This window comes from Nocardioides sp. (assembly GCF_035703625.1).
Taxonomy (GTDB): domain Bacteria; phylum Actinomycetota; class Actinomycetes; order Propionibacteriales; family Nocardioidaceae; genus Nocardioides.
Window position 1 is genome coordinate 1 of the sequence record NZ_DASSXS010000285.1, and the last position, 15,904, is coordinate 15,904.

The window sequence follows — 15,904 nt, forward strand, 5'->3', positions numbered from 1 at the left end:
TCCGGACCGACGACCTCGACGACCTCGTCGCGGTCTGCGGGATCCTCGCCTCGCCCGACGGGGCGATCGAGGTCCGTGCCTGCGTGGACCACGAGGGCCCCAGCACCGGTTGACCGACGACCTCGGCGCGCTGTGGCGCGAGGAGTGGGGTCGCCTGCTGGCCCTGCTCGTCGCGCAGTTCCAGCGCCTCGACCTGGCCGAGGACGGTCTCGCCGACGCATTCGAGGCGGCCGCCCGGACCTGGCCCCGCGACGGGGCGCCCACCAACCCGGCGGCGTGGCTGCTGACCGTTGCCCGCAGGCGCGTCCTCGACCGGCTACGTGCCGAGTCCACCGCGGCCCGCAAGCGACCGGTGCTCGCGGTGGAGGCGAGACTGCAGGAGGAGGCGCAACGAGTCATGGCCGATGCCGGCGAGGAGGTGCGTGACGAGCGGCTGCGACTGGTCCTGCTGTGCGCGCATCCGTCCCTGGCGCGCGAATCGTCCGCGGCGCTGACCCTGCGGCTCGTCCTCGGCAGCAGCACGGCCGACATCGCCCGCCTCTTCCTGGTCAGTACCCCGACCATGGCCGCGCGGCTCACCCGCGCTCGCCAGCGCCTGGCGGCCGAGCGGTTCGACGTTCCGCTGGGCTCGGAGCTGGCCGAGCGCGTCGGCCTCGCGGCCGACGTCACCTACCTCGCGTTCACCGCCGCCTACGCCCCGCCCTCGGGCGAGGAGGTCCATCGCCCGGAGCTGGCGAGCGAGGCGATCCGGCTGGCCCGGGTGATCCGCGAGGTGGCTCCGCCGAGCACCGAGCTGGACGCCCTGCTGGCGCTGATGCTCCTCCAGCACTCCCGCCGTGACGCGCGGACCGGCCGCGCCGGAGAGCTCGTGCTCCTCGCCGACCAGGACCGCACCCGATGGCACCGCGCCGAGATCGACGAGGCGGTCGCCCTGCTGACTCCGCTCACGGCCGCTCCGCCGGCGCCGTACCTCCTCCAGGCCCTGATCGCCGCCGAGCACGCCATCGCGCCGACCGCGTCGGACACGGCGTGGGTGCGCATCTCTCGCCACTACGCCGAGCTGGAGGAGCTGACGGGTTCTCCCGTGGTCCGCCTCAACCGGGCGGTGGCCGTGGCCGAGTCCGAGGGCCCGCTCGCGGGCCTGCGGCTGCTCGAGGGAGTCGACCTCCCGGGTCACCGGCTGCCCGGACTGCGGGGCGAGCTGCTGCTCCGCGCCGGGCGGTACGACGAGGCGCGGCTGGCATTCGACCTCGCCCTGTCGCGATGCGACAACGCGGCCGAGGGACGCCACCTCCGATCGCGCCGCGAGGCGTTGCCGAACTGAGTCCTCATACGCATGCGCGGGGACCCGGCCACACCCCACCATGTGGACATGGACACCGACGTCACCCCACGACCCACCGGGCGGCCGGCGACTCCGGCCCAGCTGGAGTGGCTCGGCAGGGAGCTCGTCGCGTGGCGGGCCGAGGGCCTCGTCCAGGACGACCAGGCTGACGCCATCCTGCGTCGCTACCACGCCACCCGGCGCTTCTCGCTGGCACGTCTGCTGCTCGCCCTGGGTGCCGTCTTCGTCGGCGTCGGCCTGATCTGGCTGGTCGCCGCGAACCTCGACCAGCTCCCCCCTCTCCTGCGCTTCCTGGCCGTGGCGAGCATCTGGCTGGCCCTTCTGATCGGCGGCGAGGTCCTCCACGCGCGACACCTCATGCTCCCGTCCCAGGTGGTCGGGGCGGTCCGGCTGATGGCCGCGCTCGCCTTCGGTGCCGTGGTGTTCCAGGCCGCCCAGTCGTTGCAGGTCCCGGCCTTCGAACCGCTCCTGGTGGGCCTCTGGGGCATCGGTGCCCTCGTCCACGCCTACGCGGTGCGCGGATTCGGCCCACTGCTGGTCGGCATCCCGACCCTGGTCACCTGGTTCGTGTGGCAGGTCCTGTGGGACGCGCCCTCGGCCTTCGCCGCCGTCCTCGCACTCGCTGTCGCTGCGGTGGCGGCGGTGTCGGCCGGCGCCCTCCACGAGCGTGGCCTGCGGCAGTTCGGCCCCGTGTGGAGAGAGGTCGGTGCCGCCCTGGTCCTGGCCGCACTCTTCACGGCGGCACTCCCGGCCGTCACGATGGCCGACTTCGGGTGGAGCCCGTGGCTCGTGGTCGGTGCGGCCACCTCGGGTCTGGTGGCCGGAGCCGCGATCCTCCTCTGCCGCGGCCCGGCCCGGCTCGAGCCCGTCGGCGCACTCCTGGTCCTTGCTGCTTCGGTGCTGATGGTGCTCTGGGACGCCGGTGACAACCCCGACGTGCTGACCCTGGCGGACTGGGTGCACGCAGCCGTGAGCGTCGTGGTCTACGTGGTGGTCGCCGTCGCGGTCGCCGTCCTCGGCATCCTCCGCAACAGCTGGCGGCTGACCGCCCTGGCCACCGCGGGCCTGGTCGTCTTCACGACCGTCCAGAGCTTCGCCGTCTTCGCACAGATCATCGAGGGCGCCTGGCTGTTCCTGGCCCTCGGGCTCGTCTTCCTGGGCACCGGGTACCTGTTCGACCGGGCCCGACGCGAGCTGGCCGCCACCCTCGAGGGAGGCGACCGATGAAGAAGCGGCTGGCCCTGGTGATCATCGTCCAGCTCGCGCTCGTCGCGGTCGGGGTGGCTCCGCAGCTCTCGGCCCGGGCGGCGGGCGAGGAGTACCGCGTCCGCGTGGCCGCGGCGGACCCGATCGACCCGTTCCGGGGTGCGTACGTCGTGCTCGCCTACCCCGACCTCTCCCGCGGTGACGGATCATTCTCCGCGGACGGCGGGCTCGGTGCTCTCGAGGACGGCCGCAGCGGCCCGGTCTACGTGACGCTGGCCGAGGACGACGGGCTGTTGCGAGCGACCGGGTTCCACCGCTCCCGTCCGGACTCCGGGCCGTATCTGGCGTGCGACGATCGCGACTGGCAGATCCGGTGCGGGATCGAGAGCTGGTTCGCCTCACAGTCGGAGGCGCGGGAGCTCGGGCAGGAGCTCGCCGAGGACGGCGCGATCGCCGTGGTCCGGATCGACTCCCGAGGCAATGCGGCACTGGTCGGCCTCGAGACCCGCTGACCGCTGGTCTGGACCCTCCGGCGGCCCAGCCCCGGCTTTTCACAGCCGGTTGATGCTCCGGGCGAACGATCGCTAGATCAGCAGCAGGGACGGTCGAAAAGGGGCCTGCCATGGTCGACCCGTTGAACGAGCCACATCCGGGTGGGGCTGATCCACAAGAAGCCACGTCCTCCTTGACGGACGGAGTCGAGGGATTCTCGCGACGCCTGTTCCTACAGGCGGGTGCGGTGGGTACGGCGGGCGCCGCGCTGGCCGCCGCCGGGACCTTCGGCAAGCCCTACCTGGCCCAGAAGGGGCTGCTGTCCGCCGACGGCGCCTTCGCCGCCACGTCCACGGCGCTGGGCGATCTGCTGTTCTACATCGAGCAGTTCCCCACCAGCCCGCTGATCCTCCACCCCTTCACGGACCCCTTGAAGATCCCGAAGGCACTCCGGCCGTGCTCGAAGCGTGAATTCACCAGCTGGAGGCAGCCGCCAGGCCCGGGGCTGGGGCAGCAGAACTCCCGCCGCAACGACCGGCACCAGATCTGGCCGAGCAAGATCGGCTACCCGGATCCGTTGGTCTACCACATCAAGCTGCAGGTCAACACCCACCGGTTCACCACCTCGAAGGTGCTGCCCATCAACGCCGAGGGTCTGCCGACCTTCTCCTTCGAGAATGGCCGGCGTGTACCGGCCGGCGTCCACCGGACGCTCCCGCCGAGCACCATCTACGGCTTCAACGGCACCTTCCCCGGCCCCATGATCAACGCCGAGTACGGGCGGCCCGCCCTGGTCCGGTTCGAGAACCATCTGGGACGGAACCCGCTCGGCCTCGACCGGCAGGACTTCGGGGCCAACGACGCCACCTTCCTGACCCACCTGCACAACGGGCACACGGCTCCGGAGAGCGATGGCAACCCGCACTACGCCCTGCGCTTCGGACCCCGGCGGCGCGGCTACGAGCCGGCCGACTGGGTCGACAACCTGTACCTGAACTGGCCCGCGGGCGGGGACGACCGGGAGAAGCAGAGCTTCTTCTGGTTCCACGACCACACCATGGACCAGACCGGGTCCAACGTGTACAAGGGCATGGTCGGCCTCTACCCCATCTATGACCCCAAGAAGGGCATGGACATGGGGGACGAGCGGCGCGGCCTGCGTCTCCCCGGCGTCCGCACCAACCATGCCGACGGCTCGTTCGACGTCAAGTACGACATCCCGCTCGCGTTCTACGACTGCGCCCTGGACGATGGCGTCACCACCCACCAGGACATGCACGACGGCCTGGGCGAGTACCCGAAGGCCCACAACCCGTCGACGCACCCCGAGTGGTGGGGCAAGACGTTCTTCAAGCACTTCCCCAACCACGGGTTCGTCGGCGACATCTTCACCGTCAACGGCACGGCCTACCCGGTGCTGCACGTCAAGCGCCGCAAGTACCGCTTCCGTTTCCTCGACGCGTCGATCGCCCGGATCTACGAGTTCAAGCTGATGAGCTCCACCAACGGTCCCAAGTCGGCGGCCTCACTGGGCTACGTGGGCGAGGACCTGCAGGGCCAGTACCGGATCCCGGACGGTGAGCAGTGCATGCGGTTCACCCAGATCGCCTCGGACGGCGGGCTGCTGCCCTTCCCCATCAAGCGCGACTCGTTCGAGCTGTGGCCTGCCAAGCGCCGGGAGGTCATCGTCGACTTCACGAGGTACCAGGACGGCACGCCGACCACCAAGGGCGACGTCATCTACCTGACCAACATCATGAAGATGCCCAACGGCCGGATGTGGACGAACTCCTCGCGGTCCGGGCTGGACCCGGAGTACCAGGTCCCGATGATGAAGATCGTGATCGGGGACAGCGCGCCGGACCACAGCCGCATCCCCCGGCAGATGCGGGCGCTCCCCCCACTGCCCTCCAACTGGCGCAGCATGATGGACAACCGCCTCATCTTCGAGGTCGAGCGCGGCAGCGGCGCCGGTGAGGTGGAGTGGCTGATCAACGGCGTCGCCTTCGATCCCGGCGTCGTGTCCCGGAGCCTGCAGAACCCGGCCGGGAGGAGCCCGCTGGCCCAGCAGAAGAAGGGCAGCTTCAACCTGTGGGAGATCCGCAACGGCGGAGGCGGCTGGGTCCATCCGTTCCACCTGCACATGGAGGAGCACCGCACCGTGATGCGAGACGGTCGCGAGGTCCTCAACGGCGAGCCAGGGCACCCGGACGACCGGTCACGTGAAGACCTGGTCGCCCTCGACCCGGGCGAGTCGGTGATCATCTATCGCGGGTTCCGGGACTTCGTGGGCCCCTACGTCGCCCACTGCCACAACCTGGCGCACGAGGACCACGCGATGATGTTCGGTTGGGAGATCACCTAGTGGCCGAGCTGTCCCCTCCAGCTCCGGACACGATGAGGGAATCCCAGCAGCCGGCCGGACGGACGGTGATCCCCTGGACGATGGTGCTCACCTTCGCTGCCGTCCTGGCCACGGCCGACTGGTTCTGGGTGATCTCGCTCCGCGGCGCCGTCGGCGCCACCGAGCGAACCCGTGATCCCTTCGTCTCGTGGCTGCAGGGCTCGGTGCTGCTGGTCCCCCTGTTCGCCCTCGCGATGCTGGCGGCACTCACCCTGGCCCAGCGATGGTTCGGGCCGGTGCTGCGTCGCACGAGGTCCGTGGTCGCGACCAGCCTGCTGATCGTCGCCTCGTCCACGCTGGCCGGGGTCGGGGCGCTGATCGTCAGCGGCGCCTACGACCTCCGGTTGCAGCTCAGCATGCTCGACCACATGCAGCCGATGGGGACCCAGTGTGTCGGCAGCTGCCAGGAGCTGATGAAGGACGCCACCCTCACCCTGCAGCTCAAGGCGCTGGCGGCCGGCGTCCTGATCCTCCTGGTCACCAACCTGCTGCTGGTCGTCTGGCTGGTCGCGCTCCGCGGCGGCCGGTTGAACCCGGCCAAGCCGGCGCCGGCCGAGGCCGCGGGGCAGGGTGAGCGACAGGTCTCGTGGTCGCCGGAGGTCCAGCTCGTACTGGCAGCCGCCCTGGTCGGCACCGGCACCGTCCTCGCCGTGCACGCGACCGCGGACCTCCTCGACTCGGTCGCCGGGGCCCTCCTGCTCCTGATGATCGCCACCGCCCAGCTGGCCATGGCCCATCTCGCCCTGACCAGACCGGGGCCGCGCACCTGGATCGCCGCCTTCGCGGTCGCCGTCGGGCTCCCGGCCCTCTGGCTCCTCGCCCACTCGGCGAGCAACCCGGTGGCGGCGGTGCTGGGGTCACCGGGCTCGATCGGCCTGGCCGAAGGCGCCACCGGTGTTCTCGAGATGGCAACCATGGTGGCTGCCGTCCTGCTGCTCAGCGGGCCGGCGTGGCTGCGACGAGCCCCCGCGTCGCCCCACGCCGGCAAGCTGGGCGTCGTCGCGATCGTCGCCATCACCGCCATCGGCATCGGCGGCAGCGGCCTCGCGATGTTCGACCTGGGCGGCGTCGACGAGACCCCGGTGCCCGGGAACCATCACGCGCTGCCCTGAGGCGCCGTCGGGAGAGCTCAGCCCCCGGCCACGGCCGGGATGACCGAGATCTGCGTGCCGTCCGGCGTCGGGGTGTCGAGGTTGTCGAGGAAACGGACGTCGTCGTTGCCGACGTACACGTTGACGAACCTGCGCAGCTCGCCGCCCTCGTCGAGGACGCGGCCCTTGATGCCGCTGTAGTTGGCGTCGAGGTCGTCGAGGACGGCCGCCAGGGTGTCGCCCTCGGCGCTCACCTCGGACTCGCCGGAGGTGTAGGTGCGCAGGATCGTGGGGATGCGGACGGAAACGCTCATCTCACTCCTCAGGCCAGGCCGGTTGCCACGAAGGCACCGTACGACGGGTCGATGGTCACGGCGGCCCCGACCTCGTCGGAGACGGCGTCGAGGGTCTTCAGGCCCATGCCGGTGTTGATCACGACCGTCTCCAGCGTGGGGTCCAGGGTGCCGGTCTCGACCAGCTTCTTCAAGACGCCCACCGTGGTGCCGCCGGCGGTCTCGGTGAAGATGCCCTCGGTGCGGGCGAGCAGCAGGATGCCCTGGCGGACCTCGTCGTCGGTCACGTCCTCGACGGCGCCGCCGGTCCGCCGACAGACGTCGAGCACGTAGACGCCGTCGGCGGGGTTCCCGATGGCCAGGCTCTTGGCGATCGTGTCCGGCCGGACCGGGCGCACGACCTGCTGGTCGGCCTTGAAGGCCGCCGAGACCGGCGAGCAGCCGGCCGCCTGCGCGCCGAAGACGCGGTAGGGCTTGTCCTCCACGAGGCCGAGCTCGATCAGCTCGCGGAAGGCCTTGTCCACCTTGGTGAGCTGGGAGCCGGACGCCACCGGGATCACGATCTGGTCGGGCAGGCGCCAGCCGAGCTGCTCGGCGATCTCGAAGCCCAGCGTCTTGGACCCCTCTGCGTAGTAGGGGCGGACGTTCACGTTCACGAACGCCCAGCCCTCCTCCTCGCCCGCGATCTCCGAGGCCAGCCGGTTGACGTCGTCGTAGTTGCCGTTCACGGCCACCAGGGAGTCGGTGTAGACGGCGGAGTTGACCTGCTTGGGCTTCTCCAGGTCGGCGGGGATGAACACCACGGTCTTGATCCCGGCCCGTGCCCCGGCGGCCGCCACGGCGTTGGCCAGGTTGCCGGTGGAGGGGCACGCGAACACCTTGCTGCCGAACTCGCGAGCTGCGCTGAGGGCGCAGGCGACCACGCGGTCCTTGAAGGAGTTGGTCGGGTTCGTCGAGTCGTCCTTGACCCACAGGTGCTCGATGCCGAGCTCGCGCCCGAGGTTGTGCGCCTTCAGCAGGCGGGTGAACCCGGGCTCGGTGTTGGGGCTCTCCTCGATGTCGTCGGGCACCGGGAGCAGGGCCTTGTAGCGCCAGATGTTGCGGGGTCCGGCCTCGATGTCGCTTGCCGTCACCGCCGGGAAGTCGTAGGCGATCTCCAGGGGCCCGAAGCACTCCGGGCACGCGTAGTGCGGGCCGAGGTCGATCCGGTGCCCGCACTCGCGGCAGGAGAGCGCGGTGGCATGGCCGAAGGCTCCGGCGCGCAGCGCCCGGGCTCCGGACGCCTGCCCCTGCGTCTGGTCGACCGTCTCGGCGTCGGTTGACCCGACCTGGGAAGTCACGGCAGTCAAGGATTCCTCCTCATCTTCCCCGCGGCGGCTCTCGCCGTGGGCCGGAATTGGCACCGTCTCCACGACCGTCGGGACGGACTCCCGGACGGGGGCTCGTGGCGGTTGCCGGGACTTCAGCGGGCCGGTCCCTCAGTCCCTCTCGATGAGCTGTTCGGAACCCTACGCACCGCGTCTCAACATTCGTACGCCGGGTCCACATGGTGACATCGCGCGATGGTCCCGAACGACGTGGACGGCGCCACCGGCGCGTCCACCACCACCCCGTTCGGGACTACCCGGACCGGGCGTCGGAGGTGAGGGTCCGGAGGAAGTCGAGCACGCCCTCGGGCCCGTCGACGACCAGGTCGGCGTGGGCGGCCAGGGCGGGCTGCTCGTCGGAGCCCGAGCAGACCAGGAGCGTCGGGAGCCCCTCCTCGCGCAGTGCGGCCACCGCCTCGAAGGCCTCCATGTCGCCGAGGTCGTCACCGGCGAAGAGGAAGCCCCCAGCCGAGAGCTCCTCGACCAGGGTGCGGACCACCTGACCCTTGTCCATGCCGGGCGCGCGGGCCTCGATCACCTGCCGGCCGGGCTCGACGACGAGTCCGGCGTCACCGGCGAGCTTCTCCAGCTCGGGCAGGAGCCGCTCGAACGTGCCGGCGGGGTCGGGCACCCGTCTGGTGTGCACGGCGACGGCGAGGCCCTTCTCCTCCACGAACGCGTCGGCGGCGTCGAGGCGACGCAGCAGCGAGGGCAGGGCTCCGAGGTACGACGCGAGTCCCCGCGGCGGACGCGGGGAGACGATCCGGCGGCTGGTGGAGCTCCACCGCTCGTTGCCGTACTGGCCGAAGAGGTAGAGCTCCTTGCCGGAGTCCCCGAGGGCGTTGCCCACCTCGTCGAGGTCCCCGAGGGCCAGCGCCTGCCGGGCCGGCCGGCCGGTGATCACGGTGACCGCCCGGACCGCGTCGGCCAGCTCGGTGAGCACCGAGGCGGCCTCGGGGTGGATCCGGGCATCGGCGGGGTCGTCGACGATCGGGGCAAGGGTGCCGTCGAAGTCGAGGCCCACGACGGCGGAGGAGGCGACCGCGACGAACGCGTCGTACCGCTCCCGTCCCGTCGGCGACGTGAACTCCATGACCGCCAGCCTTTCACGCTCGTCCGGCTGGGCCGGACCGGTGTCAGGCTGCGTCGGCGGTGAGGATGACCGTCAGCCGGTCGAGGTCCATCGGGTCGATGGCCGGAACGACCCGCCCGATCCCCAGGTCGAGGGCCAGCAGCTTCGCCGCCGCCTCGAGCCGCTGCGGGTAGTAGACGGTGGAGGCGGGGATGGTGCCGTACCAGTTGTCGGAGCCGACCACCTGCCAGCCGGCGTCGGATGCCTGGGCGGCAGTGGCCCCGGCCAGGCCGGTGATGCCGGAGTTGTTGTAGACCTCGACGTAGACCTTGCCGCGCTCGACCACGGGCTCGGCCTTCTTGATCGTCGGGGGCTTCTTGGTCGGGAGCCTCTGCGCGGGGACCCGTGTGCTGGGCTTCGGCTCCTCCTGCGGCTGGGAGACCGTGGCCACCTCACGCTCGGCCGGGGTCTCGGACTGGGTCGCCACGTAGGCGATCCCGGCCATGGCGACCGCGACGACGCTGAGCATCACCACTGGTGAGGGGAAGACCACCCCTCGCTCGTTGCGGACCCGCACGCCTCAGACCTCGAAGCCGAGTCGACGAGCCGAGCGCTGCCGCTGGCGGGCGGCCCGGAGCCGGCGCAGCCGGCGGACCAGCAGGGGGTCGGCCTCGAGGGCCTCGGGACGGTCGATGAGGGCGTTGAGGACCTGGTAGTAGCGGGTCGCCGACATGTCGAACTTCTCGCGGACCGCGGTCTCCTTGGCGCCGGCGTACTTCCACCACTGGCGCTCGAACTCGAGGATGTCGCAGTCCCGCTCGCTCAGGCGCGGGCCGGTGGCGGCGTCGCGGCCGTGGCCATGACGGGCGTTGGCGGCGTCCATGCGCGTCTCCCCCAGATCGTGTAGCGGTGTCGGGGCAACTGTAGGCGACAAACGACAACGATGTCATTCAACCCGCCAGATGGGTCGCCACATAGGGTGGAGCCCGTGCCGAAGTCTGCAAACCTCGTGATCGTCGCCAACCGGCTGCCGGTCGACCGGGTGGAGCAGGAGGACGGCACGGTCGCGTGGCGGCGCTCCCCCGGTGGCCTGGTGAGCGCCCTGGAGCCGGTGATGCGCTCCAACAACGGCACCTGGATCGGCTGGCCCGGGGGAACCGACAGTGACCTCGAGCCGTTCGAGGAAGGCGGGATGAACCTGGTCCCGATGTCGCTGTCGGCCCAGGAGATCGAGGAGTTCTACGAGGGGTTCTCCAACGGGACCCTGTGGCCGATCTACCACGACGTGGTCGCCAAGCCTGAGTTCCACCGCGAGTGGTGGGACTCCTACGTGACGGTGAACCAGCGCTTCGCGGAGCGGGCGGCAGAAGTCGCTGGCAAGGGCGCGACCGTCTGGGTGCACGACTACCAGCTCCAGCTGGTGCCGCAGATGCTCCGCGAGCTCCGGCCGGACCTCCGCATCGGCTTCTACCTGCACATCCCGTTCCCACCCAACGAGCTCTTCCAGCAGCTGCCGTGGCGCCGGCAGATCCTCGAGGGGCTGCTCGGTGCCGACCTGGTCGGCTTCCAGCTCGCCGGCGGTGCCCAGAACTTCGTGCGGCTGGTCCGCCAGCGCGTGGGGCACAAGACCCACCGCGACCTGGTCTACCTGCCCGACGGACGCACCGTGCGGGCGGCCGCGTTCCCGATCTCCATCGACGCCGCCGGGTTCGAGGAGCTGGCGCGCTCGGAAGGGGTCGGCAAGCGCGCCACGGCGATCCGCGAGGCCCTGGGCAACCCCCGGAAGATCTTCCTCGGCATCGACCGCCTCGACTACACCAAGGGCATCCACGCCCGGTTGCGCGCCTTCAGCGAGCTGATCGTCGACGAGCACTTCGACGTCGAGGAGGCGGTCTTCGTCCAGGTCGCGACGCCATCCCGGGAGCGGGTCGAGCAGTACCGCATCCTGCGCGACGAGATCGACCGTCTGGTCGGTCGGGTCAACGGAGACCTCGGCCGGATCGGCAGGCCCGCGATCTCCTACCTGCACTCGTCGTACCCGCGCGAGGAGATGGCCGCGCTCTACCGGGCCGCCGACATCATGGTGGTGACCCCCTACCGCGACGGCATGAACCTGGTCGCGAAGGAGTACGTCGCCTGTCGCTTCGAGGACGACGGGGCGCTGGTGCTCTCGGAGTTCGCCGGTGCCGCCAACGAGCTACGGCAGGCGTGGCTGGTGAATCCCTACGACATCAACGGCATGAAGAGCGCGCTGCTCGAGGCCTTCGAGGCGGACGAGCGCGAGACGAGCAAGCGGATGAAGGCGATGCGCAAGACCGTCCTCGCCAACGACGTGGTGGCCTGGGCCAACAGCTTCCTCGAGGGGCTCTCGCACGAGCGGCCCTCGCACGGCAAGCAGGTCCGCCCCGCCACCCGGTCGTGAGCGTCGAGGTCTCGACCGACGCCTCCAGGCTCGACGTCGAGCGGATCCACCGGTGGCTGTCGGAGGACGCCTACTGGTCGCTCGGCCGGACGCTCGAGGTCGTCGCCCGCTCGATCGAGCACTCGCTCAACTTCGGCGCGTACGACGACCGTGGCGAGCTGGTCGGCTACGCCCGGGTGGTCACGGACCACGCGACGTTCGCCTGGCTGTGCGACGTCTACGTCGACCCGTCCTCGCGCGGCGCCGGTGTCGGTACGGCACTGCTCGACGCCGTCTCCGCCCGCCTGGCGGGGCTGCGGCTCTCGCGCACGCTGCTCGCCACCGCCGATGCGCACGCGCTGTACACCCGCTACGGGTTCGCGCCACTGGCGCAGCCGGAGCGCTTCATGGTCCGGGGAACCCCCGAGCACTGACTTGCTCGTTGCGTTTGCGTCGGTTTCCCCGGCCCGCCGGGGAAACCGGCACTTCTCAGCCGTTGCAATGCCTTGGAAGTGCATGGATTCGCTGAGGGGTGTGACCCGTGTGACGAAGACGGGCCGTCGAAAGCCCGGACGCTGCCCCGGGACCGGGGTCTCCTCAGGTACTTTTCGCCCATGGAGCTGATCCCGAGGCCTGACCTGCCGGGCTCGGCATTCGTCGTCGCGGCGGCGGGCAACGTCGCTCACAAGGTGCTGTACGGCGGCCTGGCCGACCTGCGCCCCATGCCCCGCACCCTGATCGACGACGGCATGCTGCGGGAGGTCTACCACTACCGCCCGTCGGCGAAGGTCGTCGAGCAGGGCGACCCCGTGCTCCTGGTGACCCCTCTGGCCGCTCCTGCCCTCTGCTTCGACCTGCGGCGCGGCTGCTCCCTGGTCGAGCACTTCGTGAGCAACGGCCGGCCGACGTACCTCGTGGAGTACGGCCAGGTCTCCTTCCGGGACCGGAACCTCGGGATGGAGCACTGGATCGACGAGGTCGTCCCGGCCGCGATCCGTGAAGTGTCCGCCCACGCCGGAGGACGACCCGTGCACGTCATCGGGTGGAGCCTGGGCGGAGTGTTCGCGCTGCTCACCGCGGCGGACAGCCCGGACCTGCCGATCGCCTCGGTCACCGCGGTCGGGTCGCCGTTCGACATCAAGCAGGTGCCCCTGGTGGCGCCGCTGCGGCCGCTGCTCAACCTCACCGAGGGTGGCGGGATCATCAACCGCTCCTACCAGGCGATGGGCGGGGCACCCAAGCCGCTGGTGAAGTGGGCCTTCCAGCTCTCCTCGTTCCAGAAGCTGGTGACCAAGCCGCTGGCGATCGCCACGCGTCTCGACGACCAGGACTTCCTCGCCCAGCTCGAGGCGGTCGACCGCTTCATGGACAACATGATCGCCTACCCCGGCCGGACGTTCGGTCAGCTCTACCACCGGTTCGTGCGCGGCAACGCCCTCGTCACCGGCACCATCGACTTCGGCGACCGCAGCATCTCGGTCGCCGACATCACCGCACCCGTCCTGGTCTTCGCGGGCGACACCGACGGGATCGCGCCCATCCCTGCCGTACGCACGGTGGTCCCGCTGCTCACCGGGTCGAAGGAGGTGCGCTTCGAGGTGGTCCCCGGTGGCCACCTGGGCATGCTGACCGGGCGGCGGGCCCGCGGTACGACCTGGCAGATCATGGACGAGTGGATCAGCAGGTGGTCCTCGGACGCCGAGGAGATCCCGACCCCCACGGCCCGGAAGAAGAACGCCGCCGCGAGGAAGGCCCCGGCCCGGAAGACGGCCGGGAAGACACCCGCGAAGAAGGCTCCGGCCAAGAAGGCAGCCAACAAGACCGCCAAGAAGACGGTCACCAAGAAGGCAGCCGCCAAGAAGCCGCAGCGTACGGCCGCCAGCCGGGAGGCGCTCGGCACCAACCCCGCCCGCCGCTACGGCTCGGCGGGCTCGCGCTCCCTCTCCAGCTGAGCCGGCGCGGACCGGCCGTCGGCTGCCGGCGGGTCAGCGCAGACCGTGCTGGTCGAGCCACTCACGGGCCAGCCGCTTCGGCGCCCGGGCCAGCCACGCGTCGTACACGATCTCGGCGAGCTCCTCCCGCTCGAGCTCACCGATGCGACAGCCACGCAGCAGCACCGAGGAGTGGCCGTCGAAGTGGGGCGTGGTGAAGAACGGCGTGGACTCGTCGGCGACGAGCGCCTGCTTGTCGGCGTCCGAGCCGACCCAGAACACGATGACGTCGTCGTAGCGCTCACCGGTCTCCGGATCCACCGCGTCGGGCCGCGGAGTCCGGAAGAACACGAAGCTCTTGCGGCGCACCTGGTAGACGACCGTCGAGCCCTCCGCACGCTCGACGCCGGGCAGCGACCGGGCGAGCTCGTGCACGTCGTCGACCGTCGCGCGAGGCATGCCCCGACCCTAGATGCGCCGGATGGCCTGTGTCTCACCTAACCGATGAGGCGCACGGGCGTTGTACCTGCATGACGGATCCGAACCTGACCCGCCGGACCCTCCTCAGCGGCGCCGGGCTGTCCCTGGCCGGCCTCGGCACCGGAGCCCTCACCGCACCTGCGACCGCGGCGGGCCTGCAGGGCTCGCTTCCGAGCCAGGTCGACGTGGTCGTGGTCGGGGGCGGCATCTCCGGCCTGGTGGCGGCGCGCAAGGTGGCCGCCCGCGGCCGCTCCGTCCTCCTCGTCGAGGCCCGCGACCGCGTCGGGGGCCGGGTGCTCAACCACCACCTGCGCTCCGGCGGGGTGATCGAGTCCGGCGGGGCGTTCGTGGGCCCGACCCAGGGCCACATCCGCCGACTGGCCAGGGAGCTGGGCGTCGCGGAGTTCAAGGAGTACGTCGACGGCAACAGCGTCTACATCTCCTCCACGACCGGCCGCCAGGAGTACCAGGGCACGGTGCCGCCCGACCCGTTGATCCTGCCCGACGCCGCACACCTGCTCACGCGCATCGACCAGTACGCCTCCGAGATCCCGGTCGACGCCCCCTGGACCCACCCGAACGCCGGGGAGTGGGACGCCATGACGCTCGGCGAGTGGATCCGCCGCAACGCCGTCAACTCCGAGGGGGTCGAGAACCTGATCCGCTGCTGGACCCAGCCCGGCTTCGGTGCCGACCCCAACGAGCTCTCCTTCCTCTACGTCCTCTGGTACGTCGCCTGCTCGGGGGACGAGCGCCACACCGGCACGTTCTCCCGCAACTCCGACACCGTCGACGGCGCCCAGGAGCGCCGGTTCGTCGGCGGATCGCAGCAGATCCCCCAACGCCTGGCCCGCCGCCTGGGCGACATCGTGGCCCTCGCGGCGCCGGTGCGCCGGATCACGCAGGACGACCGCGGCGCCGTGGTCCACACCGGGAGGGGGCGGGTGCACGCCCGGCGCGTCATCGTGGCGGCTCCCCCACCACTCGTGCTCGACATCGACTGGTTCCCGCGACTGCCGAGGCGTCGCGCCGAGCTGCTCCGGCACCTCGACATGGGCCAGCTGATGAAGTGTGACGCGGTCTATCGCCGCCCGTTCTGGCGCGAGGCGGGTCTCAACGGCTTCGGCATCAGCGACTCGGGCGCGGTCCGGGCCGCGTTCGACAACTGCCCGCGCGACGGCGACCCCGGGGTGCTGCTGGCCTTCGTCGGCGGCTCGACCTGGCGGCGCTACGGCGTGCAGACGCGCGCCGAACGTCGCAAGGCGGTGCTCGAGGGGTTCGCTGCGATGTTCGGCGAGAAGGCCCTGCACCCGGTCGAGTACGTCGAGCACGACTGGACCCGCGAGCAGTGGACCGGAGGCGGGCCCGTGGCCAACTACGCGCCGGGCACGATGATGCGGTTCGGCCGCGAGATCCGGCAGCCCCACGGCCGGGTGCACTGGGCGGGCACCGAGACGTCGACGTACTGGACCGGCTACATGGACGGTGCGGTGCGCGCGGGCCAGCGGGCCGCGGGCGAGGTCCTGGAGAAGCTGTCGTGACGCGGCCGATCATCCGGCACGGGGCCATCGGCGTCCTGCTGGCGCTCGTCCTCCCACTGCTGCCTGCCTCCGCGGCGGACCGCGAGCGGTGGGACACCCGTGTCTTCGCCTCCGTCCAGGAGCCCGGCTACCCGGCGTACGTCTTCCACCACCGCAACGGGCGCGTCTACGCCGGCACCTACACCAACCCGCAGGGCGACCACCAGCGCTCGGTCGTGCGGGAGTGGTCGGCCAGCGGCGCGCTGCTGCGCTCGTGGCGGGTGCCGCGCCAGAACCTCGGC

At 71.0% G+C, this 15,904-nt stretch carries 16 protein-coding genes and 1 riboswitch; of the genes, 10 read left to right on the forward strand and 6 right to left on the reverse strand.

Annotated elements, in window-relative coordinates; genetic code table 11:
* Nucleotides 1-109 precede the first annotated feature (109 nt).
* The 5 genes from VFN12_RS14805 to VFN12_RS14825 all read left to right on the forward strand — a co-directional run bounded on the left by VFN12_RS14805 (nucleotide 110) and on the right by VFN12_RS14825 (nucleotide 6,559).
* Nucleotides 110-1,324, forward strand: a complete 1,215-nt coding sequence (locus tag VFN12_RS14805) for an RNA polymerase sigma factor (RefSeq protein WP_325119499.1) — start codon at nucleotides 110-112, stop codon at nucleotides 1,322-1,324.
* A gap of 48 nt (nucleotides 1,325-1,372) precedes the next feature.
* A complete protein-coding gene (locus tag VFN12_RS14810) occupies nucleotides 1,373-2,572 on the forward strand; it encodes a DUF2157 domain-containing protein (RefSeq protein ID WP_325119500.1) in 1,200 nt (399 codons plus the stop codon).
* On the forward strand, nucleotides 2,569-3,063 hold the full coding sequence (locus VFN12_RS14815) for a GDYXXLXY domain-containing protein (protein ID WP_325119501.1): 495 nt from the start codon (nucleotides 2,569-2,571) through the stop codon (nucleotides 3,061-3,063). Before VFN12_RS14810 ends, VFN12_RS14815 begins: the two co-directional genes overlap by 4 nt.
* Nucleotides 3,064-3,290: 227 nt before the next feature.
* A complete protein-coding gene (locus tag VFN12_RS14820) occupies nucleotides 3,291-5,408 on the forward strand; it encodes a multicopper oxidase family protein (RefSeq protein WP_325119502.1) in 2,118 nt (705 codons plus the stop codon).
* Between the two features lie 32 nt (nucleotides 5,409-5,440).
* Entirely contained in the window at nucleotides 5,441-6,559 is a 1,119-nt protein-coding gene (locus tag VFN12_RS14825) for a hypothetical protein (RefSeq protein ID WP_325119503.1), read from the forward strand.
* Between the two features lie 17 nt (nucleotides 6,560-6,576).
* On the opposite strand, the gene VFN12_RS14830 is transcribed toward VFN12_RS14825, so the two are convergent.
* The 5 genes from VFN12_RS14830 to VFN12_RS14850 all read right to left on the reverse strand — a co-directional run bounded on the left by VFN12_RS14830 (nucleotide 6,577) and on the right by VFN12_RS14850 (nucleotide 10,153).
* On the reverse strand, nucleotides 6,577-6,852 hold the full coding sequence (locus VFN12_RS14830) for a MoaD/ThiS family protein (RefSeq protein ID WP_325119504.1): 276 nt from the start codon (nucleotides 6,850-6,852) through the stop codon (nucleotides 6,577-6,579).
* Between the two features lie 8 nt (nucleotides 6,853-6,860).
* Nucleotides 6,861-8,096, reverse strand: a complete 1,236-nt coding sequence (gene thrC / locus VFN12_RS14835) for a threonine synthase (protein WP_325119514.1) — start codon at nucleotides 8,094-8,096, stop codon at nucleotides 6,861-6,863.
* A 91-nt stretch (nucleotides 8,097-8,187) separates the two neighbouring features.
* A riboswitch (SAM riboswitch) is annotated at nucleotides 8,188-8,329 on the reverse strand.
* A gap of 122 nt (nucleotides 8,330-8,451) precedes the next feature.
* On the reverse strand, nucleotides 8,452-9,291 hold the full coding sequence (gene otsB, locus VFN12_RS14840) for a trehalose-phosphatase (protein ID WP_325119505.1): 840 nt from the start codon (nucleotides 9,289-9,291) through the stop codon (nucleotides 8,452-8,454).
* 43 nt (nucleotides 9,292-9,334) lie between these two features.
* Nucleotides 9,335-9,847 carry a LytR C-terminal domain-containing protein gene (locus VFN12_RS14845; RefSeq protein WP_325119506.1) on the reverse strand — a complete coding sequence of 171 codons (513 nt, stop codon included), beginning with the start codon at nucleotides 9,845-9,847 and terminating at the stop codon, nucleotides 9,335-9,337.
* A gap of 3 nt (nucleotides 9,848-9,850) precedes the next feature.
* Nucleotides 9,851-10,153, reverse strand: coding sequence for a DUF3263 domain-containing protein (locus VFN12_RS14850; RefSeq protein WP_325119507.1), 303 nt, complete (start codon nucleotides 10,151-10,153; stop codon nucleotides 9,851-9,853).
* Between the two features lie 60 nt (nucleotides 10,154-10,213).
* Between VFN12_RS14850 and VFN12_RS14855 the strand changes: the two genes are divergently transcribed.
* The 3 genes from VFN12_RS14855 (at nucleotide 10,214) to VFN12_RS14865 (ending at nucleotide 13,623) form a co-directional block, all read left to right on the forward strand.
* Nucleotides 10,214-11,692, forward strand: coding sequence for a trehalose-6-phosphate synthase (locus VFN12_RS14855; RefSeq protein ID WP_325119508.1), 1,479 nt, complete (start codon nucleotides 10,214-10,216; stop codon nucleotides 11,690-11,692).
* Nucleotides 11,689-12,105 (forward strand): GNAT family N-acetyltransferase, encoded by a 417-nt coding sequence (locus VFN12_RS14860; RefSeq protein WP_325119509.1) that lies wholly within the window; start codon nucleotides 11,689-11,691, stop codon nucleotides 12,103-12,105. Before VFN12_RS14855 ends, VFN12_RS14860 begins: the two co-directional genes overlap by 4 nt.
* Nucleotides 12,106-12,285: 180 nt before the next feature.
* Entirely contained in the window at nucleotides 12,286-13,623 is a 1,338-nt protein-coding gene (locus VFN12_RS14865) for an alpha/beta fold hydrolase (protein WP_325119510.1), read from the forward strand.
* A gap of 33 nt (nucleotides 13,624-13,656) precedes the next feature.
* Here VFN12_RS14865 and VFN12_RS14870 read toward each other — a convergent pair whose 3' ends face one another.
* Entirely contained in the window at nucleotides 13,657-14,061 is a 405-nt protein-coding gene (locus VFN12_RS14870; protein ID WP_325119511.1) for an MmcQ/YjbR family DNA-binding protein, read from the reverse strand.
* 71 nt (nucleotides 14,062-14,132) lie between these two features.
* On the opposite strand from VFN12_RS14870, the gene VFN12_RS14875 reads away from it, so the two are divergent.
* Both VFN12_RS14875 and VFN12_RS14880 read left to right on the forward strand, forming a co-directional pair.
* On the forward strand, nucleotides 14,133-15,623 hold the full coding sequence (locus VFN12_RS14875) for a flavin monoamine oxidase family protein (RefSeq protein WP_325119512.1): 1,491 nt from the start codon (nucleotides 14,133-14,135) through the stop codon (nucleotides 15,621-15,623).
* Nucleotides 15,620-15,904: hypothetical protein (locus VFN12_RS14880; protein ID WP_325119513.1), on the forward strand; the 285-nt coding region annotated here is incomplete at its 3' end. The genes VFN12_RS14875 and VFN12_RS14880, both read left to right, overlap by 4 nt.

What these genes read in the sequence shown, in the direction of transcription:
- VFN12_RS14830 (WP_325119504.1), bottom strand. Translation starts at nt 6,852, where the DNA reads ATGAGCGTTTCCGTCCGCATCCCCACGATCCTGCGCACCTACACCTCC.
- VFN12_RS14815 (WP_325119501.1), top strand. Translation starts at nt 2,569, where the DNA reads ATGAAGAAGCGGCTGGCCCTGGTGATCATCGTCCAGCTCGCGCTCGTC.
- VFN12_RS14810 (WP_325119500.1), top strand. Translation starts at nt 1,373, where the DNA reads ATGGACACCGACGTCACCCCACGACCCACCGGGCGGCCGGCGACTCCG.
- VFN12_RS14855 (WP_325119508.1), top strand. Translation starts at nt 10,214, where the DNA reads ATGTCATTCAACCCGCCAGATGGGTCGCCACATAGGGTGGAGCCCGTG.
- VFN12_RS14850 (WP_325119507.1), bottom strand. Translation starts at nt 10,153, where the DNA reads ATGGACGCCGCCAACGCCCGTCATGGCCACGGCCGCGACGCCGCCACC.
- VFN12_RS14865 (WP_325119510.1), top strand. Translation starts at nt 12,286, where the DNA reads ATGGAGCTGATCCCGAGGCCTGACCTGCCGGGCTCGGCATTCGTCGTC.
- VFN12_RS14870 (WP_325119511.1), bottom strand. Translation starts at nt 14,061, where the DNA reads ATGCCTCGCGCGACGGTCGACGACGTGCACGAGCTCGCCCGGTCGCTG.
- otsB (WP_325119505.1), bottom strand. Translation starts at nt 9,291, where the DNA reads ATGGAGTTCACGTCGCCGACGGGACGGGAGCGGTACGACGCGTTCGTC.
- VFN12_RS14875 (WP_325119512.1), top strand. Translation starts at nt 14,133, where the DNA reads ATGACGGATCCGAACCTGACCCGCCGGACCCTCCTCAGCGGCGCCGGG.
- VFN12_RS14825 (WP_325119503.1), top strand. Translation starts at nt 5,441, where the DNA reads ATGAGGGAATCCCAGCAGCCGGCCGGACGGACGGTGATCCCCTGGACG.